Raw genomic sequence first — 25,631 nt, 5'->3', positions numbered from 1 at the left:
ATGGCCGAAGCCCTGTTGATCGAGAACGCGGAGGCGGGGGCGGACATCGCCCCCGCCTCCGGGGGCCGCCACCCGTTCCGGGAACGGCTGCGCGCCCAACGCTCCGCCCTCGTCGCCGCCGTCATCGTCGGCCTGCTCGTCGTCGTCGCGCTCGCCGCGCCGCTGCTCAGCGCCCTCGAAGGGCAGGACCCGACCACGTACCACCCGGGACTCGTGGACTCCGCCACCGGCGGTGTGCCGCTCGGCTCGTTCGGCGGGATCAGCGGCGCGCACTGGCTCGGCGTCGAACCCCTCACCGGACGCGACCTGTTCGCCCGCGTCGTGTACGGGGCCCGGGTCTCCCTCGGCGTCGCGCTCGGCGCCACCCTGCTCCAGGTCGTCATCGGCACCTGCGTCGGACTCGCCGCCGGACTCGGCAACCGGTACGTCGACCAAGCCCTCAGCCGCATCACCGACGTCGTCGTCGCGCTGCCCATCATGGTTATCGCGCTCGGTGCCCTCGCCGTCGCCCCGGCCGCCTTCCCGCGCCCGGTGCTGATCGCCGTGGTCATCGGGCTCATCGGCTGGTCCGGCATCTCGAAGATCGTGCGGGCCCAGACGCTGTCCCTGAAGTCGCGCGACCACGTCGCCGCGGCCCGGCTCAGCGGCTGGAGCTCCTGGCAGGTCGCCCGGCGCGAGCTGCTGCCCGCGCTCGGCGCGCCCGTCATCACGTACGCCGTCCTGCTCTTCCCGGCGAACATCGTCGTCGAGGCCGCCCTGTCGTTCCTCGGCGTCGGCATCAAGCCGCCCACACCGTCCTGGGGACAGATGCTCAGCGACGCCGACACCTGGTACCAGGCGGCCCCCACCTATCTGCTGATCCCCACCGTGCTGCTCTTCGTCACCGTGCTCGCGCTGACCGTCCTCGGCGAGGGCGTGCGCACCGCGCTCGACCCGCGCGCCGCGTCCCGGCTACGGATCGGCACCGGCCGCAAGAAGGAGGCCGACGCATGACCGGGTTCCTGCTGCGACGCGTCGCGGGAGCCGTCTTCGTGCTCTTCGCGCTGAGCGTCGTCGTGTACGCCGCCTTCTACGTCGCTCCGGGCGACGTCGCCCAGATCGCCTGCGGCCCGCGCTGCTCGCCCGCCCAAGTCGCCCAGGTCAGCGACCAGTTGCACCTCGGTGACCCGCTCTACCTGCAGTACGCCCACTTCGTGCAGGCACTGTTCGCCGGTCGCGACTACTCCACCGGTACCGGCGTGCTGCACTGCCCGGCGCCCTGCCTCGGACTGTCGTACCAGAGCGACCAGCAGGTCACTCAGCTGATCCTCGGCAAGCTCCCGGCCACCGCCTCCCTCGTCGTCGGCGGGGCCGTGCTCTGGGTGCTGCTCGGGGTCGGCACCGGGATCCTGTCGGTGTGGCGGCGCGGCCGGCCGACCGAGCGGATCCTCACCTGGATCACCCTCGCCGGCATGGCGACGCCGGTCTTCGTCATCGGTCTGCTGCTGATCATCGTGCTCGTCACCGCGCTCCAGATCCTGCCGTTCCCCGACTACGTGCCGTTCACCGAGAACCCCGAACAGTGGGCCTGGAACCTGCTGCTGCCCTGGGTCTCGCTCGCCCTGGTCTCGGCGGCGCCGTACGCCCGGATGACCCGCGCCGCCATGCTGGAGACCCTCGCCGAGGACCATGTGCGCACCTTCCGCGCGTACGGGGTCGGCGAGCGGACGCTGGTACGGCGGCACGCGCTGCGCGGCGCCCTCGCGCCCGTGATCGCGCTCGGCGCCCTCGACATCGGCTCCATGTTCGGCGGCGCCGTCCTCACCGAGTCCCTCTTCGGGATCCCGGGGATCTGCCGCGAACTCGTCGACGCCGTCAAGACCGTGGACCTTCCGGTCGTCGTCGGTCTGGTGCTCGTCACCGGATTCTTCGTCGTCCTCGCCAACGCCGTCGCCGATGTCCTCCAGGCGCTGGCCGACCGACGGGTGGTGCTCGCATGAGCCTCGTGGACGTCACCGATCTGTCCATCTCCTTCGGCGACGTACGGGCGGTGGACAAGCTGTCGTTCTCGCTGGAACCCGGCGCCGCGCTCGGCGTCGTCGGCGAGTCCGGCTCCGGCAAGAGCGCGTCCGCGTACGCGCTGCTCGGCCTGCACCGGGGGACCGGCGCCGTCGTCAGCGGATCCGTCCGGGTGGCGGGCGTCGACGTCAACGCCGCCGGCGACGCCGAACTGCGCTCCCTGCGGGGCGGCACGGCCGCGATGGTCTTCCAGGACCCGCTGTCGTCCCTCGACCCGTACTACGCGATCGGCGACCAGATCGCCCAGGTGTACCGGGTCCACCACAAGGTCTCCCGACGGGCCGCCCGCGCCCGCGCCGTCGAGGTCCTGGACCGGGTGCGGATCCCCGACGCGGCCCGGCGGGCCCGCTCCCGGCCGCACGAGTTCTCCGGCGGCATGCGGCAGCGGGCCCTGATCGCGATGGCGCTCGCCTGCGAACCCCGGCTCCTCATCGCCGACGAACCGACGACCGCCCTCGACGTCACCGTGCAGGCCCAGATCCTGGATCTGCTGCACCAGCTGCGGCACGAGACGGGCATGGGCCTGCTCCTCGTCACCCACGACGTGGGCGTGGCCGCCGAGTCGGTCGACGACGTGCTCGTCATGCAGGCGGGCCGGGCGGTCGAGCGGGGGCCCGCGCGGGACGTGCTCGGGGCGCCCCGACAGCCGTACACGAAGACGCTGCTGGCGGCGGTCCCGCGGATCCCCGACGACCCGGGCGACCACGCGGGGGAGCCGCACCGGCAGACACCCGACGACCCACGCGAACCGCTCGTCGAGGCCGTCGGTGTACGCCGGGTCTTCGGCCGCGGCGGCCACGCCCAGGCGGCCGTCGACGGCGTCTCGCTCAGCGTGCACCGCGGTGAGACCGTCGGCGTCGTCGGGGAGAGCGGCAGCGGCAAGACCACCCTCGGCCGCATGCTCGTCGGCCTGCTCGACCCGACCGAGGGCACGGTCACGCGCCGGGCCCGGGTGCAGATGGTCTTCCAGGACCCCGTCTCCTCGCTCAACCCGCGCCGCTCCGTGGGCGAGTCGGTGGCCGATCCGCTGCGGGCGGCCGGGCAGCGCGACGAAGCGGCGATCCGGGCCAGGGTGGCCGAGCTGCTCCGCCGCGTCGGCCTCGACCCGGCCCACTACGACCGCTACCCGCACGAGTTCAGCGGCGGCCAGCGCCAGCGGGTCGGCATCGCCAGGGCCCTGGCGGCCGAGCCGGACCTCATCGTCTGCGACGAGGCCGTCTCGGCGCTCGACGTGACGACCCAGGCCCAGGTCACCTCCCTGCTGGCCGAGTTGCAGGAGGAGCTGGGGCTCTCCCTCGTCTTCATCGCGCACGACCTCGCCGTCGTCCGGCAGGTCAGTGACCGGGTCGCCGTGATGCGCCGGGGACGAATCGTCGAGGAGGGGCCGGTGGAGCAGGTCTACGGCGATCCGCGCGACCCGTACACGAGGGCGCTGCTCGCGGCGGTGCCCGTGCTCGACCCCGCACGGGCCGCGCAGCGGCGTGCGGCACGTGCGGAGCTTGCGGCGGTCTGAGGTGATTCGGCCGTCGCCGACGGCGCGTCACATGACGTACAGGTAAACGGAGTTGTCCGCCGGGACAGCGCTGGTCGGCCGACATGTGCCGAGCGGACAAGAGGCGTGCATGACGGTCCGATCTAGGTTTCAGCCACTGATCCCGGGGAGGACCTCATGCTCGGCTCCACCACGTCCCGCACCACCCGTACCAGGCTCTTTGTGCGGACGGCGCCCTTGATCGCCTGTTCGCTCGCCCTCACCCTCACCGCGTGCGGATCGCGCGACGAGGGCGACGGCGACGACAGTGCGTCGGGCGGCGGCTCGACCACCATCACCATCGGCTACGACTCGCCCCTGTCCAAGGACCTGGCCGCCGTCGGCCTCGGCATGCGCAACTCCGCCGAACTGGCCGTGAAGCAGGCCAACAAGGAGAAGGCGGTGCCCGGCGTCACCTTCAAGCTGCAGCCCAGGGACGACCAGGGCACCCCGAACATCGGCCAGCAGAACGCGGCCGCGTTCGTCTCCGACACCTCCGTCATCGGCGTCGTCGGCGCCTACAACTCCTCGGTCACCGCCGCCATGCAGTCCACCCTGCACGACGCGCGGATGGTCCAGATCTCCGGCGCGAACACCGCCGCCACGCTCACCAAGGGCGCCGACTACACGGCCCACCCCGAGCGGCAGTACGACAACTACTTCCGGACGATCTCGACCGACGACGTCGCCGTGCCCGTCACCGCCTCGTACCTCTACAACGACCTGAAGATCAAGAAGATCGCCACGGTCGACGACAAGAAGACCTACGGCAGCCAGATCGTCGACGACTTCACGACGGCGTACAAGAAGCTCGGCGGCAAGGTCGTCATCCACCAGTCCGTCAACCCGGACGAGTCCGACTACTCCGCCGTCGTCAACAGCGTCAAGTCCTCAGGCGCACAAGGGGTGTTCTACGGCGGCGAGTACCCGCAGGCGGCCGCGCTGAAGAAGCAGCTCGTCGCCGCCGGGTTCGACGGTCCGATGGGCGGTGGCGACGCCGTCAAGGACGACCAGCTGATCGCCCTGGCCGGTGCCAAGGCGGCCGACGGCACCTGCACCCACTCCGACGGCGCCCCCATCGAGAAGATGACCACGTCGAAGTCGTTCGTCTCGGCCTACGAGGCGGCCGGCTACCAGCAGACCTACGGCGTCTTCGGCATCTACACCTACGACGCGACCACCGCGCTGATCAAGGCCGTCGCCGCGGCCGTGAAGGCCGACGGCGGCAAGGTCGGCGACGTCGCCCGGCTGCGCCCGAAGGTCGTCGCGGCCATGGGCAAGGTCTCCTTCGAGGGCGCCACCGGCACCATCGGCTTCAACGAGTACGGCGACAGCACCAACCCGGTCATCAGCATCAACTGCGTCAAGAACGGCAAGTGGGCGGACGGCGTCAAGGTGGTCACCGTCAAGTGAGCACCACCGACCTCTTCCAGCTCCTCACCGACGGACTCGTCCTCGGCGCGATGTACGGCCTCATCGCGGTCGGCTACACGATGGTCTACGGCATCCTCCAGATCATCAACTTCGCCCACGGTGAGATCTTCATGCTCGGCGGGTTCGGCGCCCTCTTCGTGTACGCGTGGGTGCCGGGCCTGCACCAGGTGAACCTCTGGATCGCCCTGCCCGTCCTGCTGATCGCCGCGGTCCTGGTCTCCGTGACCGCGGCGGTCGCCGCCGAGCGGTTCGCCTACCGGCCGCTGCGCGGCGCGCCCCGCCTGGCCCCGCTCATCACCGCCATCGGTCTCTCCCTCTTCCTCCAGCAGGTCGTGTTCAACTTCTTCACCCTGCCGGGCAAGTCCGTCGGCGTCACCGCACCCGTCCCCTTCCCCCAACTCCCGGGCACACCACTCCACTTGGGCGGGGTGACCGTCTCGTACGCGGCGATCCTCACGCTCGTCCTCGCCGCGGCGGCGATGGTCGGGCTGAGCTGGTTCGTCGGCCGCACCCGCACCGGGCGCGCCATGCAGGCCACCGCGCAGGACCCCAGGACCGCCCGGCTCATGGGCATCGACACCGACCGCGTCATCGTCATCGCCTTCGCCCTCGGCGCCGTGCTCGCCGCCGTCGCCTGCCTCACCCAGGGGCTCAGGCTCGGCACCATCTCGTACAACATGGGCTTCATCGCGGGCCTGAAGGGCTTCACCGCGGCCGTGCTCGGCGGCATCGGGCACATCCAGGGCGCCATGCTCGGCGGCGTCGTGCTCGGCGTCGCCGAGTCCCTCGCCTCCGGGCTGCTCCCGCACCTGCCGGCCCTGCACACCTTCGGCGGCTCCGCCTGGAAGGACGTCTGGGCCTTCGTCATCCTCATTCTGGTGCTGCTGATCAGACCACAAGGTCTGCTCGGTGAGCGCCTCGCCACGGACAGGGCGTGATCGCCGTGAAACCGCTCAGGATCCCGGCCGTCCCCGCACGGGCGGCCAGGCCGCTCGTCGTCACCGGTGTCGTCCTCACCCTCGTCTCACCGTTCCTGGCCTGGACGTGGACCAGGCGTTTCCCCGGCAACCTGACCGTCACCGGCTACCCGGGAGGCAGCCAACTCGTCACCCTCGCCACGGGGTTGCTCGCCGCGTACTTCACGGCCGCCGCTCTCGGCGTGCCGCGGCTCGCGCCCCGCGGCGCCGCCCGCGCCCTGCGCGCGGCCTCGCTCGCCGCGCTCACCTCGACCTGGATCACCGTCGGCGCGATCGCCGTCACCCTCGGCGGAGTGGTCAACGTCGAACCCGGCGGCTGGCCGGCGCTCGTCGGCACCGCGCTGCTCGCCGCCGGGGCACACGGCCTGCCGGACGACACCGCGGACGACCCGGCGCCCGACGCCCGGATGCCGCGCGTCCTCGAAGTCGCCCTGATCACCGTGGTGTTCCTCGTCGCCATGTACGTCCTCGCGTACGGCATCACGACCGGCTCGCCCGAGGAGTTCCTCGCGTTCCTGCCCGCGGCGGGGCTCGGCGCCCGCGCCCTGGCGGCGAGCGGACTGGCCGCCCGGCTCAGCCGGATCAACGCCCGCAACCGGGTCGCCGTCTCCGTGGCCGCCCTCGTCGCCGCGCTGGTCTTCCCGTTCACCCAGACCGGCGACCAGTACACGGCCATCGCCGACAACATCCTCGTGTTCGCGGCCGTCGCGCTCGGCCTGAACATCGTCGTCGGCCTGGTCGGGCTCCTCGACCTCGGGTACGTCGCGTTCCTCGGCACCGGGGCGTACACCGCGGCGCTCGTCTCCGGCTCGACGTTCTCCACGCTGCACATGGACCCCTGGCCGTTCTGGGCGACCGCCCTGCTGGGCATGGCGATCTCCCTCGTCGCCGGTCTCGTGATCGGCGCGCCGACGCTGCGGCTGCACGGCGACTACCTCGCCATCGTCACCCTCGGCTTCGGCGAGATCTTCCGGATCACCGTCAACAACCTCGACGGCACCTCGGGTCCCTCCCTGACGAACGGGCCCAACGGCATCAACTCGGTGCCGAACCTGAAGATCCTCGGCTTCGACTTCGGTGCGCCGCACGAGCTGCTCGGGGTCACCTTCGGCCGGTTCGCCAACTACTACCTGCTCCTCCTCGCCGTCATCGCGGTCATCGTGTTCGTGTACGCGCGTGCGGGCGACTCCCGGATCGGGCGGGCCTGGATCGCGCTGCGCGAGGACGAGACGGCGGCCACCGCGATGGGCATCGAGGGTTTCCGCTTCAAACTGCTCGCCTTCGGGCTCGGCGCCTCGCTCGCCGGGCTCGCGGGCACGGTCATGGCGCATCTGCAGACCAACGCCGTCCCCGAGAACTACAAGTTCGCGGACACCGCGCCGCCCAACTCGGCGTTCCTGCTGGCCGCGGTCGTCCTCGGCGGCATGGGCACCGTGTCGGGGCCGCTCGTCGGCGCGGCCCTGCTCTATCTCCTCCCCGCCAAGTTCGCGTTCTTCAGCCAATACCAGATGATGCTGTTCGGTCTCGCCCTGATCCTGATGATGCGCTTCAGGCCCGAGGGGATCGTGCCCGACCGCAAGCACCAGCTGGAGTTCCACGAGCCCGTCGACACCTCCACCACCCAGATTGCGAAGATTCCGGCATGAGCCCAACTCCCTTGCTGGAGGCGCGCGGTGTCACCATGCGGTTCGGCGGCCTCACCGCCGTCGACCAGGTGGACCTCACCGTCGCCGAGGGCGAGATCGTCGGTCTGATCGGCCCCAACGGCGCCGGCAAGACCACCTTCTTCAACTGCCTCACCGGCCTGTACGTCCCCACGGAGGGTGCCGTCCTGTTCGAGGGCGCCCCGCTGCCGCCCCGGCCCGCGAAGGTGACCCGGGCCGGGGTGGCCCGCACCTTCCAGAACATCCGCCTGTTCGCCAACATGTCGGCCCTGGAGAACGTGATCGTGGGCCGCCACACCCGCACCCGCGCCGGGCTGCTCGCCGCGCTCGGACGGGGGCCCCGCTACCGCCGGGAGGAACGCGAATCGCGGGCGCGGGCACGGGAGTTGCTCGACTTCGTCGGCCTCGCCGACCGGGAGCGGCACCTCGCCCGCAACCTCTCCTACGGCGCCCAGCGCCGCCTGGAGATCGCCCGCGCCCTCGCCAGCGACCCCCGGCTGCTGCTCCTCGACGAGCCGACCGCCGGGATGAACCCGCAGGAGACGCGCGAGGCCGAGGAGTTGGTGCACGCCGTGCGGGCGCGCGGCGTCGCCGTCCTCGTCATCGAGCACGACATGCGCTTCATCATGAACCTCTGCGACCGCGTCGCGGTCCTGGTGCAGGGCGCCAAGCTCGTCGAGGGCGCCCCCGGCGACGTACAGGCCGACGAACGCGTCGTCGAGGCGTACCTCGGCGCACCCGACGACGAGGAGACGCCGGTATGAGCGCCCTGCTGGATGTCGACGAACTCCGCGTCGCCTACGGGAAGGTGGAGGCCGTCAAGGGCATCTCCTTCCGCGTCGAGGAGGGGCAGGTGGTCACCCTCATCGGCACCAACGGCGCGGGCAAGACCACCACCCTGCACACCCTCAGCGGTCTGCTCCCCGCGGCGGCGGGCCGGGTCCGGTTCGCCGGGCAGGACCTCGACGGCGTCCCGGCGCACCGGATCGTCGCGCTCGGGCTCGCCCACTCGCCCGAGGGGCGGCACATCTTCCCGCGGCTGACCGTCGAGGAGAACCTGCTGCTGGGGGCGTTTCTGCGCAGGGACGCCGACGGTGTCGCCGATGACACGGAACGCGCGTACACGCTCTTCCCCCGGCTGCGGGAGCGCCGCACCCAGGCGGCGGGCACCCTCTCCGGCGGCGAGCAGCAGATGCTCGCGATGGGCCGGGCGCTGATGTGCCGGCCCAAGCTGCTGATGCTGGACGAGCCCTCCATGGGTCTGTCACCGATCATGATGAAGAAGATCATGGCGACCGTCGCCGAGCTCAAGGCGGGCGGCACCACGATCCTCCTCGTCGAGCAGAACGCCCGCGCGGCCCTCGCCCTCGCCGACCACGCCTACGTCATGGAGACGGGCCGCATCATCCTCTCCGGCAGCGGACGCACCCTGCTCGACGACGACAGCGTGCGCAAGGCGTATCTCGGCGAGGACTGAGTGCGCGGCGCCGGGGTGCCTCACGGCACCCGGGCGCCGGGCCTCAGGGCTTGCGGCCGACCCCGCCGAACATCGCGACCTCGGCCGGCTCGTCGCCGGCCGGGGCCCCGGGGCGCCAGCGGGAGCAGGAGACGACGCCGGGGGAGAGCAGGTCCAGGCCGTCGAAGAAGCGGGTGACCTGGTCGGGGGTGCGCTGGTTCAGCTTCGGCGTGCCGTTCGCGTTCCAGAACGCCACCGCCTCGTCGACGTCCGGCATGTCGGCGCGGGTGATGGTGTGCGAGAGCACCAGGTGACTGCCGGAGGGGAGCGCGTCGAGGAGACGGCGCACCAGGCCGTAGGGGTCCTCGTCGTCGCCGACGAAGATCACCACGCCGAGCAGCATCAACGCCACCGGCTGTGTGAAGTCCAGTGATTTCGCGGCGAGTTCGAGGATGTGGTCGACGTCGCGCAGATCGGCGTCGATGTAGTCGGTGCTGCCCTCCGGGCTGCTGGTGAGCAGCGCCTGGGCGTGCCGCAGCACCATGGGGTCGTTGTCGACGTACACGATCCGTGTCTCGGGGGCGATCCGCTGGGCGACCTCGTGCGTGTTGTCCGCCGTGGGCAGGCCGGTACCGATGTCGAGGAACTGGCGTATGCCGACGTCGGCCGTCAGATGGTGGACCGCGCGGCCCAGGAACGCGCGGTCGGCCTGCGCGTAGTCGACGATGCCCGGGTGCAGTTCACGGATCTGCCGGCCCGCGGCCTCGTCGACGGGGTAGTTGTCCTTGCCGCCGAGCCAGTAGTTCCAGATCCGGGCCGTGTGCGGCCGGCTGGTGTCGATTCGGTCGGTGAGGCTGTCCGCGTGTGCGTCGCCGCTGCTGCTGGTCACTGGGCCGTCCCTCTCCTGCTTCTGGAGCGTCCGTCGGTGGTCGTCCCGCCTCACCCTAACGGCGGATGATCTCAACGGGCTGTGCGGGCAGCCCAGTTGACGCGACCGGTCAGTACACGTCGCGCACGTACCGCTTGTCCGCCGCGAGCTGCTTCACGTACGTCGCAGCCCCCGCCTCGTCCAGGCCGCCGTGCGCCACCGCGATGTCGCGCAGTGCCCGGTCGACGTCCTTCGCCATCCGGGACGCGTCACCGCAGACGTAGAAGCGGGCCCCGTCCTGGAGCCACGACCACACCTGCGGACCGTGCTCGCGCATCCGGTCCTGTACGTAGATCTTCGCGCGCTGGTCGCGGGAGAACGCCGTGTCCAGGCGGGTCAGGGTCCCGTCCGCGACGAGCCCCGCGAGTTCGTCCTCGTAGTAGAAGTCGGTCGCGCGGTGCTGCTCGCCGAAGAAGAGCCAGTTGGGGCCGGTGTGCCCGAGCAGGCGGCGCTGTTCCAGGAAGCCGATGAAAGGGGCCACGCCGGTGCCGGGACCGACCATCACCATCGGGGTCGCGGAGTCGGCGGGGGGCCGGAAGTTCGGGGCCGCCCTGACGTGCACCGGTACCGCCGTGCCCGGTTCGGCGTCGGCGAGGAACGGCGAGCAAACCCCTTGCCGCGGCAGCCCGTTGACGTTCTCGTAGCGGACGACGGAGACGGTGAGCGACACCTGGTGCGGGTCGCTGAGCGGGCTCGACGATATGGAGTACAGGCGCGGCTGGAGCCGCCCCAGCACCTCGGCCCACTCCTGCGCGTCGGCCTTCACGCCGTGCTCGGCGACGACGTCGACGGCCTGCCGGCCCCAGGACCACTTGGCGAGTTCGCCCTTGTTGTCGGGACGCAGGAGTTTTCTCAACTCCCTTGGGTCGCGTGCTCGTTCGGTCACGAAGCGGAGCAGGTCCGGGGTCGTCCGGGTGATGTCCAGGTGGCGGAGCAGGGCCTCTTCGAGGGGGAGCTCCCCGATGCCGTCCAGGGTGACCCCGGCGTGGGCGTCGAGGGCCGTCACCGTGAGCCATTCCGCCACCAGGTCACGGGAGTTGAGCGGTCGGACGGCCAGCGCGTCGCCCGCCTCGTACGTGAACGGCGTCTCGCTCTCCCGGGTGTCGAACGTGAACCGGCGCACGTCCTTGCCCGAACCGGCCCCGCTCAGCGCGCGGTTGCCGGTGAGCCGGGCGACCGCGGGGGCGGGCTTGGCCGACCGGGGCGCGGGGGTCACCGTCGAGGGCGGAGCCGGAACCGATGGTGTCTGCGGGTCGCAGAGCGCCGTGAGCACCTGGTCGAGCCAGGCTCGCGCGGCGTCCTCGTAGTCCGGTTCGCAGTCCGTGCGCGGCGCGAGACGCGAGGCGCCCAGTTCGTCCAGGCGCCGGTCGAGGCGGCGGCCGTGCCCGCAGAAGTCGTCGTACGAGGAGTCGCCGAGGGCGAGCACGGCGTAGCGCCGCCCGTCGAGACGCGGGACGTCGGGCGCCGCCAGCGTCTCCCACAGGCCCGCACCGTTGTCCGGGGCGTCCCCGTCGCCGAACGTGCTGGTGATCAGGAGCAGATCGGCGCCGGCCGGCAGCGCGCCGAGATCGGCCTCGTCCATGCCGACGAGCGAGGCGGCGTGCCCGGCCGCGGTGAGCCGGCGCACGGCGTCCGCCGCGACCTCCTCGGCGTTGCCGGTCTGCGAGGCCCACAGGACCACGACCGGCGGCCGGGAATCCGACAGCGGCGCCTCCTGCGGGGCGCGCGAGTACATCCCGGCGAGCACCCCGTTCACCCACAGCGCGTGCTCGGGGCTGAACGGCGCCGACGGCGGCAGCACCGGCATGCCCGGCGCCCCCGCCGGAATGCCTGCAAGGAAACCCACGAGGTACTGCCGCTCCAGCGCGGAGAGCACCGGCGGCCGGGTGGCCGCGAGTCCGAACGGGTCTGCGGGAACGGCCAGTTGGGGAGCCTGCGCGGGCTCGAGCTCGGACGCGGGCGCCGGTGTCCGGACCGTCACCGTCGTCGACACCTTCGTCAGCGACACCGCGCACACCTTGAACTCGGGCTGGAAGGAGAGCGGATCGACGGCGTCGTTCGTGACCGCGTTGAGGCTCAGATACTCGCCGAACAGGTCGTTCCAGTGGAACGGCGCGAAGCAGCACCCCTGTCGTACGCGGTCGGTGACGACTGCGGGCAGCACGGCACGGCCGCGCCGCGAGGCGACCTCCACCGAGTCCCCGTCCCCGATGCCGAGCCGCTGTGCGTCGAGCGGGTGCAGTTCGACGAACGGCTCCGGGTTCAGCCGGTTGAGCTTCGGCACCTTGGCGGTCTTGGTGAGCGTGTGCCACTGGTGCGGGAGCCGGCCCGTGTTCAGCGTGAACGGGTAGTCGTCGTCCGGCATCTCGGCCGCGGGGACGTGCGGACGGGCATGGAAGACCGCGCGCCCGCTCGCCGTCGGGAAGGTGGGAACTCCCGCCTCGTCGACGTACCGGATCGGGTTGCGGTCGGGTCCGTCGGGCCGCGCGGCCGGCCACTGCACGGGCGTCGCCCGCAGCCGCTCGTAGCTCACCCCGCGCAGGTCCCAGCCCGTCTTCGGGTTCCAGGCCCGCTTGATCTCCTCGAAGATCTCCTCGGCGCTCGTGTACGAGAACCCCTCCTCGTACCCCATCTCCCGCGCCACCGCAGCGATCAGCCGCCAGTCCGCCCGCGCCTCGCCCGGCGGCGCGACGGCCGGTGAGGCCAGCGTCAGATTGCGTTCGCTGTTGACGAGCACGCCCTCGGCCTCGGTCCACAGCGCGCCGGGCAGCACCACATCGGCGTACGCGTTCGTCTCCGTGTCGGCGAACGCGTCCTGGGTGACGACGAGTTCGGCGGCCTCCAGACCCTCGATGACCGTCCTGCGGTTCGCGACGGACGCCACCGGGTTGGTGCAGATGATCCAGCACGCCTTGATCTCGCCGGCGGCCATCTTGCGGAACATCTCGACGGTGCCTCTGCCGACGCCGTCCGCGCGCAGGGTGCCGCGTTCGACCTCCCAGAGGTCCTCGACGAACTCCCGCTCCGCGTCGACGAGCACGGACCGCTGACCGGGCAGCCCCGGCCCCATGTAGCCCATTTCGCGGCCGCCCATCGCGTTGGGCTGCCCGGTCAGGGAGAACGGGCCGCTGCCGGGACGGCAGATCGCGCCCGTCGCCAGGTGCAGATTCACCAGCGCGTTCGTGTTCCAGGTGCCGTGCGTGGACTGGTTGAGCCCCATCGTCCAGCAGCTCGTCCACTCGCCCGCCTCGCCGATCAGCCGCGCTGCCTCCCGGATGTCGTCCTCGGCGAGCCCGGTGAGCGCGGCCACCGCCGCCGGCGGGTAGTCGGCGAGGAGCGGCACCAACTCCGCCCAGCCCTCCGTGTGCTGGGCGATGAACTGCGGGTCCGTGTGCCCGTTCTCGTGCAGGAGGTGCAGGATGCCGTTGAGCAGCGCCAGGTCGGTGCCCGGCGCGATCTGCAGGAACAGGTCGGCTTTCGCGGCCGTCGCGGTGCGCCGCGGGTCGACGACGATCAGCTTCGCGCCGCCCGACCTCACCCGCTCCATCATCCGCAGGAACAGGATCGGGTGGCAGTCGGCCATGTTGGAGCCGATGACCAGGAAGACGTCCGCCCGGTCGAGGTCCTGGTACGAGCCGGGCGGGCCGTCCGCGCCGAGCGACAGCTTGTAGCCGGTGCCCGCACTGGCCATGCACAGCCGGGAGTTGGACTCGATCTGGTTCGTGCGCACGAACCCCTTGGCGAGCTTGTTCGCCAGGTACTGGGCCTCCAGGCCCATCTGCCCTGAGACGTAGAAGGCGACCGCGTCGGGACCGTGCTCGTCGACGATCTCGCGCAGCCGGCGCGCCGTGTGCCGGACCGCGCTGTCCACGGTGGCGGGCTCGGGCTCACCACCGCGCTCGGAACGCACGAGCGCGGTGGTGAGCCGGCCCGGGGCGGACAGCATGGCGGCGGTCGTCGCGCCCTTCGTGCACAGCCGGCCGAAGTTCGCCGGGTGCTCCTTGTCGCCGGACGCCTTGAGGACCGTACGCCGTCCGTCGGGGCCCTGCCCGACGTCGAGGACGAGACCGCAGCCCACGCCGCAGTACGAGCAGACCGTCCGCACCTTCTCCAGGCTGGGGTCCGGCGATTCAGGCGCGGCCACAGGCACTCGCCCCTTCACGATCGTTCCGTGCCGATGTGCTCGGCTGTACTGCGAACGACCGTAGGAAATGCCCGTTACACAGGAGTCTCGCGGCCGGACCGGCGAGGGTTACACCGGGCGCACACCCGGGGCCGGTGCGCGGTGAGAGAGATGTCCCGGCGGGGTCAGTCGGCGGAGCCCAGTGCGGCCACCGCGTCCCCGGCCGCCTGCCGGGCGCCCTTGATCACCGTGTCGTTGGACGGCGCGCCCTTGGACTCGAAGTCGCTGCCGTTGTAGGTGACGGTCACCAGGACGTTGGCCTTGCGGACCGTCACCACGGACTCGCGGGTGTCCTGTTTGTCCTTGGTGGTGAGCGAGCTCGTGACCCGGGCCTCGTCGCCGAGCCCGGCGAGCGGGCTGGCCTTGGAGTCGTCGGCGCCGCCGTCCTTGTACGACTGCTTCGCCAGGGCGTCGGAGTTCTTCACCTCGAAGGAGACGTCGAGCCAGCGGTAGTCGTACCCCTTCAGCGCGCTCCACGAGCAGCCGCGGCGAACCGATTCGTCCGTGGCCGACAGCTCCTTGCCCGCCGTCTTCGCGTCCGGGACGAGCGCCTTCACCGTCTTGGCCGTGACCGTGCCGCACGGCTCGGGCGGCTTCGGGTACGTCTTCGACGCGACGCTCGCGCTGGGGCTCTGCGGCGCCGACGACTGAGGCGCCGCATCGCCCTTGTCCTTCGCGGCGGGCTCGGACATCGGCCCGGTGGACCAGGCCCAGCCGACGCAGGCGAGGACGGCGACGGGAAGGAGCCGGACGGTGAGGGTGACCGGAAGCGGGAGAGAACGCACGGCGTACGTCCCTTACGTCAGGTGGGGTGGGTGGGGGAGGTCAGTGTCACACGACTTCCTGCGCCACCGATACCGCCACTTCTGTCACCTCCGCATCACGCACCGGCATCGTCCCGGCGCAGAGCCGTCACGAGCCACACGCCCGCACGGGTTCGCACCCCGCGCGGGGTCGCGTACGGCCGGAGCGTGTCCTCCAGGAGGGCGCGCGTCGCGGACGGCACGCTCCGCGCGGGCGCCCGCGACAGCAGGAAGTCGACGGCGTCGGCGGGCGAATCACCCCAGTGGGTGTGGATGTCGACGGGGTTGACGGCGATGTCGGTGAACGAGCGGTGCAGCACCGCGTGGACCCGGTACGGCTCGGACAGCGACGCCATCGCGGTGTGCGCGGCCTGTGCGTCGGGGTCCGGGGCGGCAGGGCCCTGCCCGGCGCGGTACGCACTGCCCTCCGCGAGGCGCCGGGCGAACAGGGACAGCGCCGTGACCTCCTCCGAGTCGGGGTCCGGGCGGCGCGGGCAGACGAAGGCGAGCCGGCCGCGCGGGCGCAGCGCCCGCGCCACGTTCGCGAACGCCGTGACATGGTCCTCGAAGAACATCACCCCGCCGCGGCTGATCGCGACGTCGAAGACGCCGGGCGGGAACGGGTGCGCCTGCACGTCGCCCAGCTGGTACGCCGCGTTCGGCACCCCCTCCTGCGCGGTACGCGCGCGTGCCCGGTCCACGAGCGGCGCGGAGATGTCCACGCCGACCGCGTGCCCCGGCGCCGCGAGCAGGGCCGCGGCCCGGGTCGTCGCGCCCGCGCCGCAGCCGATGTCGAGCACCCGGTCGCCGGGCCCGATCGCGGCGGCCGCGAACAGCGCCTCGTCGGCCTCGCCCAGCATCGTGTCGAAGCGCCGGTGGTGGTCGGCCCAGTGCCGGCCGAGCGGACCGTTCCAGGCGTGGGCCTGCCGGTGATTGACGGTGGAGGTGCCGGTCATCGGGTCTCCCGGTCGGAGGTCAGGTCGCTGAGCGAAGCGGGCAGGGCCGACTCGATCCGGTCCACGGCGGCGAACGCCCCGTACGCGATCAGATGGACCAGGCAGTGGTCGGTGTACGGCGGCACCCGCCAGGCGGCGACGTCCTCGTCCGTGATCCGGTACGGCGCGAGCGCGGCGAGCAGGGCCAGGCGCGCGCCCGGCCGGTCGGCGCGGTCCGGCAGCGCGGGCCACACCGTGGGCGGATGCGTGCCGTCCCAGGCCGCGACGGTTTCCAGGACGAGGTCGAGGTCGGCGTCGTCGAGGAGCCTGCCGCCCGTCGTGGCGGCGGTGCGCAGCGCGTCGTAGGCGGCCCCGACCGGGGTGCCTGCCGCCCAGTCGGGGCCGCGGCCCGGGGAGTCGAGCAGGGTCAGGGAGGTGCCGGGGGTGTGCGCGGCCCGGACGACACGGGCGACGCTGCGGCCCGCGAGGGCCCGGACCGACGGCCAGCGCTGGGCGCCGGCGGGCAGCAGGTTCTCGGTCAGCAGGGCGGACACGATCCGGTTGATGAAGTGGAAGGCGAACGCGGTGCCGAGGTGCGAGGGCAGGTCGGCGCGGGCGAACGGTGGCGGGGTGAGCGCGGGCGCGCCGGGGACGCGGGTGACCCGCCCCCACTCCAGCAGCCGCGCCGCCCGCTCGTCGCCCGGCGTCGTGTCACGGGCCACCGCCTCGCCGAGGTCGTGGTCGCCGTGCGCGTGCAGCAGGACGGCGTGCGCGTCCACGCAGAACGGACACCGGTTGGCCTGCGAGACCCCGGCGGCGACCAGCTCGCGGTCGCCGCGCGACCCGCTGCCCGCGATCAGCGACTCGCGCAGCAACGCCCAGGCGGGCGCGAGGAGTTCGGGCGCCGACGACAGGACGATCAGCGTCGAGGGCTTCGGGATGCCGAAGTCGGTGGCGGCCTGCGCGTAGACCGCGGCGGCGGTGCCGGTGGCGGACTTCGGCGCGGGCGGGCTGGTGTACCGGTACGGGCCTGGCATGGGGGCTCCCTGGGTCGGACACGTGGTGGTGCGGACACCGCCCAGAGTCGGCCCCTGCCCCGGTCCGGGGCGTCGTACGGCCGGGCCCAACTGCGCCTACTCCCGGGGGAGTAGAACGGGCGCCGCCGCCGTCCTCGCGACGGAGGCCGTTGTCGGTGGCGGGGGCTAGCCTTCGTGAGAGGGCGGGGGATCGGGAACGTGGCGGCGGGACAGGGGGCACGGACGTGGCGGACGAGGAGAGCGCGGGCGGGGCCGTCGCCCGCTCCTTGCGCACCTACGCGGCCGACGCGGCACTGGCCGTCGTGATCGCGGCCGTGGTGATCCTGGGCGCGGCGCTCGGCGACGGCGCCGCGCCGGTGGACTACGCCCTGATGGCGGGGGCGGCGGCGGCCCTGGCCGGGTACCGGCGGGCGCCGCGTGCCGTTCTGTTCGTCTCGACCGCCCTGACCACGGCGTACGTGCTGCACGCGCACCCCGGTCCGCTGGCCGCGCTGCCGGTGATCGCGGCCGTGCACACCGCGTCCCGCGCGGAACACCGCGGCCTGGGCGGGGCCGTCGCCGGAGCCTTCCTCGCCGTGTTCGTCGTGCGGGACGCGCTCGCCGCCGACGGGGCGGCCGGGCGGGGAATGCTGCTCGCCGGTTGGTTCCTGTGCGCGGTCGTCACCGGTGTCGCCGACAAGAACTGGCGGGCGTATCTGCACCAGACGGAACAGCGCGCCCTGGAGGCCGAGCGCACCCGCGAGGAGGCGGCGCTGCGCCGGGCGGGGGAGGAACGCCTGCGCATCGCGCGGGAGTTGCACGACTCCCTCACCCACAGCATCTCGATCGTCAAGCTGCAGGCCGGAGTGGCGGTGCACCTCGCCCGCAAGCGCGGTGAGGAGATACCGGCCGCGCTGCTCGCCATCCAGGAGGCGAGCGGCGAGGCGATGCGCGAGCTGCGGGCCACGCTCGACGTGCTGCGCACCGACGAGCCCACCGGCACCCCGGCGCTGCTCGCCGAGCGCGCCCGGTCGGCGGGCATCCCTGTCACGCTCACCGTCGGCGGGCGGGAGCGGCCCCTGGCGCCGGCGCTCGACCGCACGGTCTACCGGATCGTCCAGGAGGCGCTGACGAACGTGGCACGGCATGCGGGCGCCGCGACGCCGACCGAGGTGCAACTGACATACGGGGAAGCCGAGTTGACGGTCCGCGTCACCGACGAGGGGGCCGCGGATCCCGACCGGCCGCCCACGGAGGGCACCGGCCTGACCGGCATGCGCGAGCGGGTCGACGCCGTGGGCGGCACCCTGACCGCCGGGCCGCGCGCCGGGGGAGGCTTCGAGATACGGGCGGTGCTGCCGCTGACGGGAGGCCCGGTGGCGGTGCGGGAGGAGTCGCCGTCCGCGCCCCGGACGCCGGTGGCGGACGCGGCGATGGGCGCGGCCCCGTGACCGGCCCGGTGGCCCGCCCCGTGACCGGTCCTGCGAACGGTCCTGCGACCGGTCCCGTGACCGGTTCCGCGACCGGCCCTGCGAGCGGCCCTGCGACCGGTCCCGTGACCGGCCCGGCGACCGGCCCGGCGACCGGTCCCGTGACCGGCCCCCTGGCCCGCCCCGCGATCCGTGTCGTGCTCGTCGACGACCAGGCGCTCATGCGGGCCGGGTTCCGGGCGCTGCTCGACGCCGAGGAAGGCATCGAGGTCGTCGGGGAGGCGGGCGACGCCGCCGCCGGGGTCGCGCTCGTCCGCGACCTGGCGCCGGACGTCGTGCTCATGGACGTGCAGATGCCCGGCGAGAGCGGCATCGAGGCGACCCGGCGGATCGCCGCCGACCCCGTCCTCAACGACGTACGCGTCGTCATGCTCACCAACTACGCCTTCGACGCGTACGTCTTCGAGGCGCTGCGCGCGGGAGCGTCCGGCTTTCTGCTCAAGGACAGCGAGCCGGTGGACCTGCTCGCCGGCATCGTCGTCGTCGCGCGCGGTGACGCCCTCCTGTCGCCGTCCGTCACCCGCCGCCTCATCGGCGAGTTCGTCGCCCGGCCGCCGGACCGGGCGACCGCGCCAGGACTGGAGTGCCTCACCCCGCGCGAGCGCGAGGTCACCGCGCTGGCGGCGCGCGGCCTCACCAACGAGGAGATCGCCGCGCACATGGTGATCAGCCCGTTCACCGCCAAGACGCACGTGAGCCGCGCGATGACGAAGCTCGGCGCCCGCGACCGGGCCCAACTCGTCGTGTTCGCCTACGAGTCGGGACTCGTGACGGCCCGGAGCCAGGAGGCCGGCGGCGCGGGCGCGTAGCGGCCCGGCGCGTCCGCGCCGGGCGGGGCGGGCACGCGCCGTGCGGGCCGGCCGCTAGGATCCGCTGCAAGAGATGCTGAGGACGCGGACGCTGGGTCCGCCGTGGTGGTTGGGGGTCGGCGTGGTAGCTGGTCGTGTGGTGCGCTTCGACGGAGCGCGCGGTTATGGGTTCATCGCGCCGGACGACGGCGGTGAGGACGTCTTCCTGCACGTGAACGACCTCCTCATCCCCGAGTCGTATCTGCGCACGGGGCTGAAGGTCGAGTTCGACATCGAGGAGGGCGACCGCGGCCCGAAGGCGTCCTCGGTGCAGCTGGCCGAGGGTGCGTCCGCGCCGGTGGCGGGCGGCCGGCACGTCGCCGCGGACGGCGAGGACGTGCTCTGCGACGTGCTGCGCGTCGACGAGTACACGAACGAGGTGACGGAGCTGCTGCTGCGCGCCGCTCCCTCCCTCACCGGCGAGCAGATCCTGGCGATCCGCCGCGAGCTGGTACAGAGCGGACGCAAGCACGGCTGGGTGGACGGCTGAGCCGCGACCGCTCCTGAACGGACAGGGCCCGGACCGAGTCGAGCGACTCGGTCCGGGCCCTGTCCGTTCTCGCCGCTCTTCTCCCCTGATGTCGCGGCCAGTTATTCAATCTTCATCGAATGTCGTCCGGCATGCGGACAACCCCCTTGTCCTGCGGACTGTATGCGAAATACGTTCTGCGGTATTCCTTGATCGCCCACAGGTTTCCTGTGACCCCTCATTGGTTCCTGCGGATTTTTCACTGGCGGAGGTATGCCCTCGTGCGCCGAACAGCGTTTGCCTGCACGGCAGTTGCCTTGGTGTTGTCCCTGACGGCGGGCTGCGGCTCCTTGCAGTCCTCGGCCACCGAGGTCGGCGGGGTGCGGATGACCGACGACCGTCCCGTCCGCGACGGCGGCACCCTCACCGTCGCCCTCAACGCCGACCCCGACAAGCTCGACCCGACTCTCGCCCAGACCCTGGTGGGCCGCACCGTCTTCGCCGGCATGTGCGAGAAGCTCTACGACACCGACGCCGACGGCAAGGTCGTGCCCCAACTCGCGACCGCACTGCCGAAGACCACCGACGGCGGCCGCACCGTCACCTTCTCCGTCCGCGAGGACGCGAAGTTCAGCGACGGCACCAAACTGGACGCGGCCGCCGTGGTGACGTCGCTGCTGCGCCACCGCGACCTCGCCGGCTCGGCGCGCGCCACCGAACTCGCGCCGCTCAAGAGCGCCGAGGCGACCGGCCCGTACAGCGTGAAGCTCACCCTCAAGCAGGCGTACGTCCCGCTGACCGCCGTCCTCGCCGACCGCTCGGGCATGGTGATGTCACCGACCGCGCTGAAGAAGTACGGCAAGAACTTCACCAACCACCCCTCCTGCGTGGGCCCGTTCAAGTTCGCCGAACGCGTCGGCGGTGACCGCATCGTCGTCACCAAGGACCCGAACTACTACGACGCCGACGCCGTGCACCTCGACAAGGTGATCTACAAGCCGATCCCCGACGGCGGCGTCCGCCTCGCCAACCTGCGCTCCGGCGACGTCCAGGTCGGCGACCAGATGGTCCCCGTCGACGTGAAGAGCGCCCTCACCGACAACAAGCTCCAGCTCTTCAACTCACCCTCGCTCGGCTACCAGGGCATCGGCCTCAACGTCGGCAACGTCAAGGGCCTCGGTCAGAAGCCCGGCAGGATCGACACCCCGCTCGCGGGCGACGTCCGCGTGCGCGAGGCGTTCGAGCTGGCCATCGACCGCGACCTCATCAACAAGGTCGTCTTCCAGGGCATGTACGAGCCCGCGTGCGGGCCCGTCTCCCCGGCGGCCGCGATCGCGCCCGGCGTGAAGGCGTCCGCCTGCCCCAAGCGCGATGTGGCCAAGGCCAGGCGACTGCTGAAGCAGGCCGGGGTGAAGACACCGGTCCCCGTCGAGCTGAAGACGTCCACCACGCCCGAGTGGAGCCGCATCGGCCAGGTCATCCAGGCCATGGCCAAGGACGCCGGCTTCGCCGTCACCCTGCGGCCCACCGAGTACGCCACGATGCTGGAGGAGACCGACGACGGCCACTACGCGGCCTTCAACAGCGGCTGGTCGGGACGGCTCGACCCGGACGGCAACATCGCCAGCTTCCTGCAGACGCGGGGCGCGATGAACGCCTACGGATACAGCGACAAGAAGGTCGACGCGCTCATCGCCCGCGGCCGCACCGAGTCCGACCCGGCCGAACGCGCAAAGATCTACGGTGAGTTGACCCGCCGGGTCAACGACGCGCACGCGCTCATCTACCTCTACCGCCAGAAGAACTACGTCGTCGCAGGGAAGGACGTCGCGGGCATCCGTGTCTACGGCGACGGCCTGATCCGCGTGAAGAATGCGGGGTACGCCAAGTGACGACCGCTCAGATATCGCTGAAAAAGCCCGGGTTGCTCGCCGGACACCCAATGGCCAAGTACGTCCTGACGCGCGTGCGCCAGTCCGTCATCACCCTCTTCCTCGTCTCCGTCGTGGTCTTCGCCGGGATCCGCGCGCTGCCCGGCGACCCGGCGCTCGCCCTCGCGGGCGAGGAGCGCAGCCCCGAGGCGCTCGCCGCGATCCGCGCCGAGTACGGGCTCGACGACAACATCGTCGTCCAGTACGCGCGGTTCATCGGCCACGCCCTCCAGGGCGACCTCGGCACGTCGTCGCGCACCGGCCTCCCGGTCTCCGACGCCATCGGCCAGGCGCTGCCCGTCACCCTCGAACTCGCCGCGCTCTCCCTGCTGTTGGCGATCGTCCTCGGCATCGGCGCCGGAGTCGTCGCCGCGGTGCGGCGCGGCAGGCCCGCCGAGTGGATCGCCAACGCGCTCGCCCTGCTCGGCCTGTCGATCCCGACGTTCTGGCTCGGCATCGTCCTCGTCCTGGCCTTCGCCATCGCCATCCCGGTCTTCGCCGCCTCCGGGTACGTGCCCTTCGGCACCGACCCCGTCGACAACCTGCGGCGCATGGTGCTGCCCGCGATCGTGCTCGGCTCCGGGCTCGCCGCCGTCGTCATGCGGCAGACCCGCGCCGCGATGCTCGACTCGCTCTCCGCCGACTACGTGCGCACGGCCCGCGCCAAGGGGCTCTCGCGCCGTGAGATCGTCGGCGGGCACGCGCTGCGCAACTCCCTCGTCACCGTGGTGACCGTCCTCGGCCTGCAGCTCGGCCACCTGATCTCCGGCGCCGTCGTCACCGAGCAGATCTTCGTCCTCCCCGGCTTCGGCAAGCTCACCATCGACGCCGTCTTCACCCGTGACTACGCGACCCTCCAGGGCGTCGTCCTCGTCACCTCGTTCGCGTACATCTTCATCAACCTGCTGGTCGACGTGGCGTACTCGGTCATCGACCCGCGCATCCGGCTCGGAGGTGCCCGGTGACCACCCTCGCCCTCCCGACGGTCCGCACCCGGATCGCGGGCAACGCCAAACTGCGCGCCCTGCGCAAGAACAAGCTGGCCATGACCGGCGCCGTCATCGCGGTGGTCTTCGTGCTCGCCGCGCTGTTCGCCCCGCTCGTCGCGCCGTACGACCCGGCGCGGCCCGACTTCGAGAACGTGCTCGCCGCGCCGAGCTGGGCGCACTGGCTGGGCACCGACGACCTCGGCCGCGACCAGCTCTCCCGCGTCGTGTTCGGGGCCAGGGCCTCGATGCAGGTCGGCGTCCTCGCGGTCGTCCTCGCCTTCCTCGTCGGCGTCCCGCTCGGACTGCTCGCCGGGTACTACGGCAAGATCGCGGACAGTGTCGTCTCCCGGATCACCGACACCATGCTCGCCTTCCCGTTCCTGGTGCTCGCCGTCGGCCTCGCCGCAGTCCTCGGCCCCTCGCTCACCAACGCCACGATCGCCATCGGCATCTCGCAGATCCCGGCCGTCATCCGGATCACCCGCGCCGAGACGCTGCGCCTCAAGCACGTCGACTACGTGGCCGCGGCCGTCGCCAACGGCGGCGGGGACGGCACCGTCCTGTTCCGGCACATCCTGCCGAACGCGACGTCCGCCCTCACCGTGCAGGCCACCGTCGGCATCCCCGCCGCCATCATCGGCGAGGCCCTGCTCAGCTTCCTCGGCCTCGGCGTGCAGCCGCCCGAGCCCTCGCTCGGCGTGATGCTCTCCTCCGCCCAGTCCTTCCTCGCGCCCGCGCCCTGGATGGCGGTCTTCCCCGGCCTCGCCGTGGTCGCCGCGACCCTCGCGTTCAACCTGCTCGGCGACGGCCTGCGCGACGTCCTCGACCCCCGTGGAGCGACCCGATGAGCACCACCGCACCCGTCCTGAGCGTGCGCGACCTGTCGGTCACGTTCGGGCACGGCCAGTCCGACACCCGCACCGTGCACGCCGTCGACCACCTCTCCTACGACCTGCACGCCGGTGAAGTGCTCGCCGTGGTGGGCGAGTCGGGCTGCGGGAAGTCCGTCACCTCGATGGCCGTGATGGGCCTGCTGCCGCCCACCGCCCACATCACCGGCTCGATCCGGCTCGGCGAGCGGGAGCTGGCGGGCGCCGACGACAAGGCGTACGGGAAGGTCCGCGGCAAGGACATCGCGATGATCTTCCAGGAGCCGATGACGTCCCTGAACCCGGTGCTCACCATCGGGCGGCAGATCGGCGAGGTGCTCCGCCGCCACCAGGGGCTGAGCAGGAAGGAGGCACGCGCGCGTGCCGTCGAACTCCTCGACCTCGTCGGCATCCCGGCGCCCGCGCAGCGCGTCGACGAATACCCGCACCAGCTCTCCGGTGGCATGCGCCAGCGCGTGATGATCGCCATCGCGGTCGCCTGCGACCCGTCGGTGCTGATCGCCGACGAGCCCACGACCGCGCTCGACGTCACCGTCCAGGCGGGCATCCTGGAGGTGCTCCAGTCGCTGCGCGAGCGGCTCGGCACCGCCATCGTGCTCATCACCCACGACCTCGGTGTCGTCGCCGACATCGCCGACCGGGTGCTCGTCATGTACGCGGGCCGCCCGGTCGAACAGGCCCCGGTGGACGAGCTGTTCGCGGCGCCCCGGCACCCGTACACGCGCGGGCTCCTCTCGGCCGTGCTGCGGCCCGGCACCCCCAAGGAGCGGCTCCCGGAGATCCCCGGCCTCGTCCCGAGCCTCGACGCGCAGCCCGACGCCTGCACCTTCGCGCCGCGCTGCGCCCGCGCCGACGACACCTGCACGTCGGGCCGGCCCGGCTTCAAGGCCGTCACCACCGACGCGGGCGCCGACGCCGCGCACCGCGCCGCCTGCTGGCACCCGCACACCCTCCAGGAGACCGCCTCATGACCAGCGACACCCCGGTTCTCGAACTCGTCGGCCTGGAGCGGCACTTCGCGGGCGCGGGCGGCACCGTGCGCGCCGCCGACGGCGTCACCCTGACCGTCGGCCGCGGCGAGGTCGTCGGCCTCGTCGGCGAGTCCGGCAGCGGCAAGTCGACCGTCGGCCGCTGCGCCGTCCGCCTCGACGACCCCACCGGCGGCACCGTCCGCATCAACGGCACGGACGTCACGACGATGTCGCGGCGCGCCCTGCGGCCCCTGCGCAAGGACTTCCACCTGGTCTTCCAGGATCCGTCGTCCTCGCTCGACCCGCGCATGACGGTCGGCGAGATCATCGCCGAACCGCTGCGGCTGCACGGGATCACCAAGGGCAAAGAGGCCGCCCACGCGCGCGTACAGGAACTTCTCGCGCAAGTGGGGCTGCGCCCCGAGCACGCCGACCGGCACCCGCACGAACTCTCCGGCGGCCAGCGCCAGCGCATCTCCATCGCCCGCGCCCTCTCCGTCGACCCCGACCTCCTGGTCGCCGACGAGCCGACCTCCGCGCTCGACGTGTCCGTGCAGGCCTCGGTACTGAACCTGTTGGCCGACCTGCAGCGCGACCGCGGCTTCGGCTGCCTGTTCATCACGCACGACCTGGCCGCCGTCGAGTACCTGGCCGACCGGATCGCCGTCATGTACCTGGGCCAGATCGTCGAACAGGCGCCCACGCGCGAGCTGTTCGCCGACCCCAAGCACCCCTACACGCAGGCCCTGCTGTCGGCCGCGCCGGTCCCCGACCCGGTCACCCAGCGCACCCGCGAACGCATCGTCCTGTCCGGCGAACTGCCCAGCCCGCTCGCGCCGCCGCCCGGCTGCCGCTTCCACACCCGCTGCCCGCTCGCCGTCGACCGCTGCCGCACGGAGATCCCGGCCCTGCGCACCCTCGACAGCACGGCCGGCGGCCGCGAGGTCTCCTGCCACCTGGTCGCCGACGACGGCACCGCCCCCGACGCGGCGGCCCCGGCAGCAGAGCCCTCTCGTACGATCCCGAACACGCGTACCGCCACCCGCTAGTCGCTACTA

At 72.3% G+C, this 25,631-nt stretch carries 21 protein-coding genes; 16 read left to right on the top strand and 5 right to left on the bottom strand.

The window, feature by feature from the left end; translation table 11 throughout:
* The 8 genes from J3486_RS07925 (at window position 1) to J3486_RS07890 (ending at window position 9,141) form a co-directional block, all read left to right on the top strand.
* Window positions 1–993 carry an ABC transporter permease gene (locus J3486_RS07925; RefSeq protein WP_207819422.1) on the top strand — a complete coding sequence of 331 codons (993 nt, stop codon included), beginning with the start codon at window positions 1–3 and terminating at the stop codon, window positions 991–993.
* On the top strand, window positions 990–1,979 hold the full coding sequence (locus tag J3486_RS07920) for an ABC transporter permease (protein ID WP_207819421.1): 990 nt from the start codon (window positions 990–992) through the stop codon (window positions 1,977–1,979). The genes J3486_RS07925 and J3486_RS07920 overlap by 4 nt, the downstream gene beginning before the upstream one ends.
* Window positions 1,976–3,571 (top strand): ABC transporter ATP-binding protein, encoded by a 1,596-nt coding sequence (locus tag J3486_RS07915; RefSeq protein ID WP_207819420.1) that lies wholly within the window; start codon window positions 1,976–1,978, stop codon window positions 3,569–3,571. Before J3486_RS07920 ends, J3486_RS07915 begins: the two co-directional genes overlap by 4 nt.
* Before the next feature lie 156 nt (window positions 3,572–3,727).
* Window positions 3,728–5,002: a branched-chain amino acid ABC transporter substrate-binding protein gene (locus J3486_RS07910; RefSeq protein ID WP_207819419.1), complete on the top strand. Its 1,275-nt coding sequence runs from the start codon at window positions 3,728–3,730 to the stop codon at window positions 5,000–5,002.
* On the top strand, window positions 4,999–5,961 hold the full coding sequence (locus tag J3486_RS07905) for a branched-chain amino acid ABC transporter permease (RefSeq protein WP_207819417.1): 963 nt from the start codon (window positions 4,999–5,001) through the stop codon (window positions 5,959–5,961). The genes J3486_RS07910 and J3486_RS07905 overlap by 4 nt, the downstream gene beginning before the upstream one ends.
* Window positions 5,958–7,646 carry a branched-chain amino acid ABC transporter permease gene (locus tag J3486_RS07900; protein WP_207819415.1) on the top strand — a complete coding sequence of 563 codons (1,689 nt, stop codon included), beginning with the start codon at window positions 5,958–5,960 and terminating at the stop codon, window positions 7,644–7,646. The genes J3486_RS07905 and J3486_RS07900 overlap by 4 nt, the downstream gene beginning before the upstream one ends.
* Complete coding sequence (locus J3486_RS07895; protein WP_207819413.1) at window positions 7,643–8,428, top strand: ABC transporter ATP-binding protein; 786 nt, start codon at window positions 7,643–7,645, stop codon at window positions 8,426–8,428. Before J3486_RS07900 ends, J3486_RS07895 begins: the two co-directional genes overlap by 4 nt.
* Window positions 8,425–9,141, top strand: a complete 717-nt coding sequence (locus J3486_RS07890; RefSeq protein WP_207819411.1) for an ABC transporter ATP-binding protein — start codon at window positions 8,425–8,427, stop codon at window positions 9,139–9,141. Before J3486_RS07895 ends, J3486_RS07890 begins: the two co-directional genes overlap by 4 nt.
* Before the next feature lie 43 nt (window positions 9,142–9,184).
* On the opposite strand, the gene J3486_RS07885 is transcribed toward J3486_RS07890, so the two are convergent.
* From J3486_RS07885 to J3486_RS07865, 5 genes are all read right to left on the bottom strand, one after another.
* Window positions 9,185–10,009 (bottom strand): SAM-dependent methyltransferase, encoded by an 825-nt coding sequence (locus J3486_RS07885; protein WP_207819409.1) that lies wholly within the window; start codon window positions 10,007–10,009, stop codon window positions 9,185–9,187.
* Window positions 10,010–10,118: 109 nt separating this feature from the next.
* Entirely contained in the window at window positions 10,119–14,192 is a 4,074-nt protein-coding gene (locus J3486_RS07880) for a bifunctional nitrate reductase/sulfite reductase flavoprotein subunit alpha (RefSeq protein WP_307804725.1), read from the bottom strand.
* A 164-nt stretch (window positions 14,193–14,356) separates the two neighbouring features.
* A complete protein-coding gene (locus J3486_RS07875) occupies window positions 14,357–15,016 on the bottom strand; it encodes a hypothetical protein (protein WP_207819407.1) in 660 nt (219 codons plus the stop codon).
* Between the two features lie 95 nt (window positions 15,017–15,111).
* On the bottom strand, window positions 15,112–15,990 hold the full coding sequence (locus J3486_RS07870; protein ID WP_207819406.1) for a class I SAM-dependent methyltransferase: 879 nt from the start codon (window positions 15,988–15,990) through the stop codon (window positions 15,112–15,114).
* Window positions 15,987–17,006, bottom strand: coding sequence for a carboxymuconolactone decarboxylase family protein (locus J3486_RS07865; RefSeq protein WP_207819403.1), 1,020 nt, complete (start codon window positions 17,004–17,006; stop codon window positions 15,987–15,989). Before J3486_RS07865 ends, J3486_RS07870 begins: the two co-directional genes overlap by 4 nt.
* A 224-nt stretch (window positions 17,007–17,230) precedes the next feature.
* Here J3486_RS07865 and J3486_RS07860 point away from each other — a divergent pair, with 224 nt between their 5' ends.
* The 8 genes from J3486_RS07860 (at window position 17,231) to J3486_RS07825 (ending at window position 25,622) form a co-directional block, all read left to right on the top strand.
* On the top strand, window positions 17,231–18,436 hold the full coding sequence (locus J3486_RS07860) for a sensor histidine kinase (RefSeq protein WP_374194699.1): 1,206 nt from the start codon (window positions 17,231–17,233) through the stop codon (window positions 18,434–18,436).
* Window positions 18,437–18,588: 152 nt separating this feature from the next.
* Window positions 18,589–19,284 (top strand): response regulator transcription factor, encoded by a 696-nt coding sequence (locus J3486_RS07855; RefSeq protein WP_267878175.1) that lies wholly within the window; start codon window positions 18,589–18,591, stop codon window positions 19,282–19,284.
* 121 nt (window positions 19,285–19,405) lie between these two features.
* Complete coding sequence (locus J3486_RS07850; protein WP_207819400.1) at window positions 19,406–19,813, top strand: cold-shock protein; 408 nt, start codon at window positions 19,406–19,408, stop codon at window positions 19,811–19,813.
* Window positions 19,814–20,112: 299 nt separating this feature from the next.
* The gene (locus J3486_RS07845; RefSeq protein WP_307804724.1) at window positions 20,113–21,684 is read left to right on the top strand and encodes an ABC transporter substrate-binding protein; all 1,572 of its coding nucleotides are present in this window, start codon (window positions 20,113–20,115) and stop codon (window positions 21,682–21,684) included.
* Between the two features lie 50 nt (window positions 21,685–21,734).
* Entirely contained in the window at window positions 21,735–22,688 is a 954-nt protein-coding gene (locus tag J3486_RS07840) for an ABC transporter permease (RefSeq protein ID WP_207819396.1), read from the top strand.
* 32 nt (window positions 22,689–22,720) lie between these two features.
* Window positions 22,721–23,560: an ABC transporter permease gene (locus J3486_RS07835; protein WP_374194706.1), complete on the top strand. Its 840-nt coding sequence runs from the start codon at window positions 22,721–22,723 to the stop codon at window positions 23,558–23,560.
* Window positions 23,557–24,573 (top strand): ABC transporter ATP-binding protein, encoded by a 1,017-nt coding sequence (locus J3486_RS07830; RefSeq protein ID WP_207819394.1) that lies wholly within the window; start codon window positions 23,557–23,559, stop codon window positions 24,571–24,573. Before J3486_RS07835 ends, J3486_RS07830 begins: the two co-directional genes overlap by 4 nt.
* Window positions 24,570–25,622 (top strand): ABC transporter ATP-binding protein, encoded by a 1,053-nt coding sequence (locus J3486_RS07825; protein WP_207819393.1) that lies wholly within the window; start codon window positions 24,570–24,572, stop codon window positions 25,620–25,622. Before J3486_RS07830 ends, J3486_RS07825 begins: the two co-directional genes overlap by 4 nt.
* Window positions 25,623–25,631 lie beyond the last annotated feature (9 nt).

The organism is Streptomyces sp. VRA16 Mangrove soil (assembly GCF_017377775.1).
GTDB lineage: Bacteria > Actinomycetota > Actinomycetes > Streptomycetales > Streptomycetaceae > Streptomyces.
Note: the sequence above shows the minus strand (reverse complement) of the source record. Positions and strands in the feature narration are given on the sequence as shown.

Coding starts and splice junctions, on each gene's coding strand:
- J3486_RS07925 (WP_207819422.1), top strand. CDS start 1: ATGGCCGAAGCCCTGTTGATCGAGAACGCGGAGGCGGGGGCGGACATC.
- J3486_RS07920 (WP_207819421.1), top strand. CDS start 990: ATGACCGGGTTCCTGCTGCGACGCGTCGCGGGAGCCGTCTTCGTGCTC.
- J3486_RS07915 (WP_207819420.1), top strand. CDS start 1,976: ATGAGCCTCGTGGACGTCACCGATCTGTCCATCTCCTTCGGCGACGTA.
- J3486_RS07910 (WP_207819419.1), top strand. CDS start 3,728: ATGCTCGGCTCCACCACGTCCCGCACCACCCGTACCAGGCTCTTTGTG.
- J3486_RS07895 (WP_207819413.1), top strand. CDS start 7,643: ATGAGCCCAACTCCCTTGCTGGAGGCGCGCGGTGTCACCATGCGGTTC.
- J3486_RS07890 (WP_207819411.1), top strand. CDS start 8,425: ATGAGCGCCCTGCTGGATGTCGACGAACTCCGCGTCGCCTACGGGAAG.
- J3486_RS07870 (WP_207819406.1), bottom strand. CDS start 15,990: ATGACCGGCACCTCCACCGTCAATCACCGGCAGGCCCACGCCTGGAAC.
- J3486_RS07865 (WP_207819403.1), bottom strand. CDS start 17,006: ATGCCAGGCCCGTACCGGTACACCAGCCCGCCCGCGCCGAAGTCCGCC.
- J3486_RS07840 (WP_207819396.1), top strand. CDS start 21,735: ATGGCCAAGTACGTCCTGACGCGCGTGCGCCAGTCCGTCATCACCCTC.
- J3486_RS07830 (WP_207819394.1), top strand. CDS start 23,557: ATGAGCACCACCGCACCCGTCCTGAGCGTGCGCGACCTGTCGGTCACG.
- J3486_RS07825 (WP_207819393.1), top strand. CDS start 24,570: ATGACCAGCGACACCCCGGTTCTCGAACTCGTCGGCCTGGAGCGGCAC.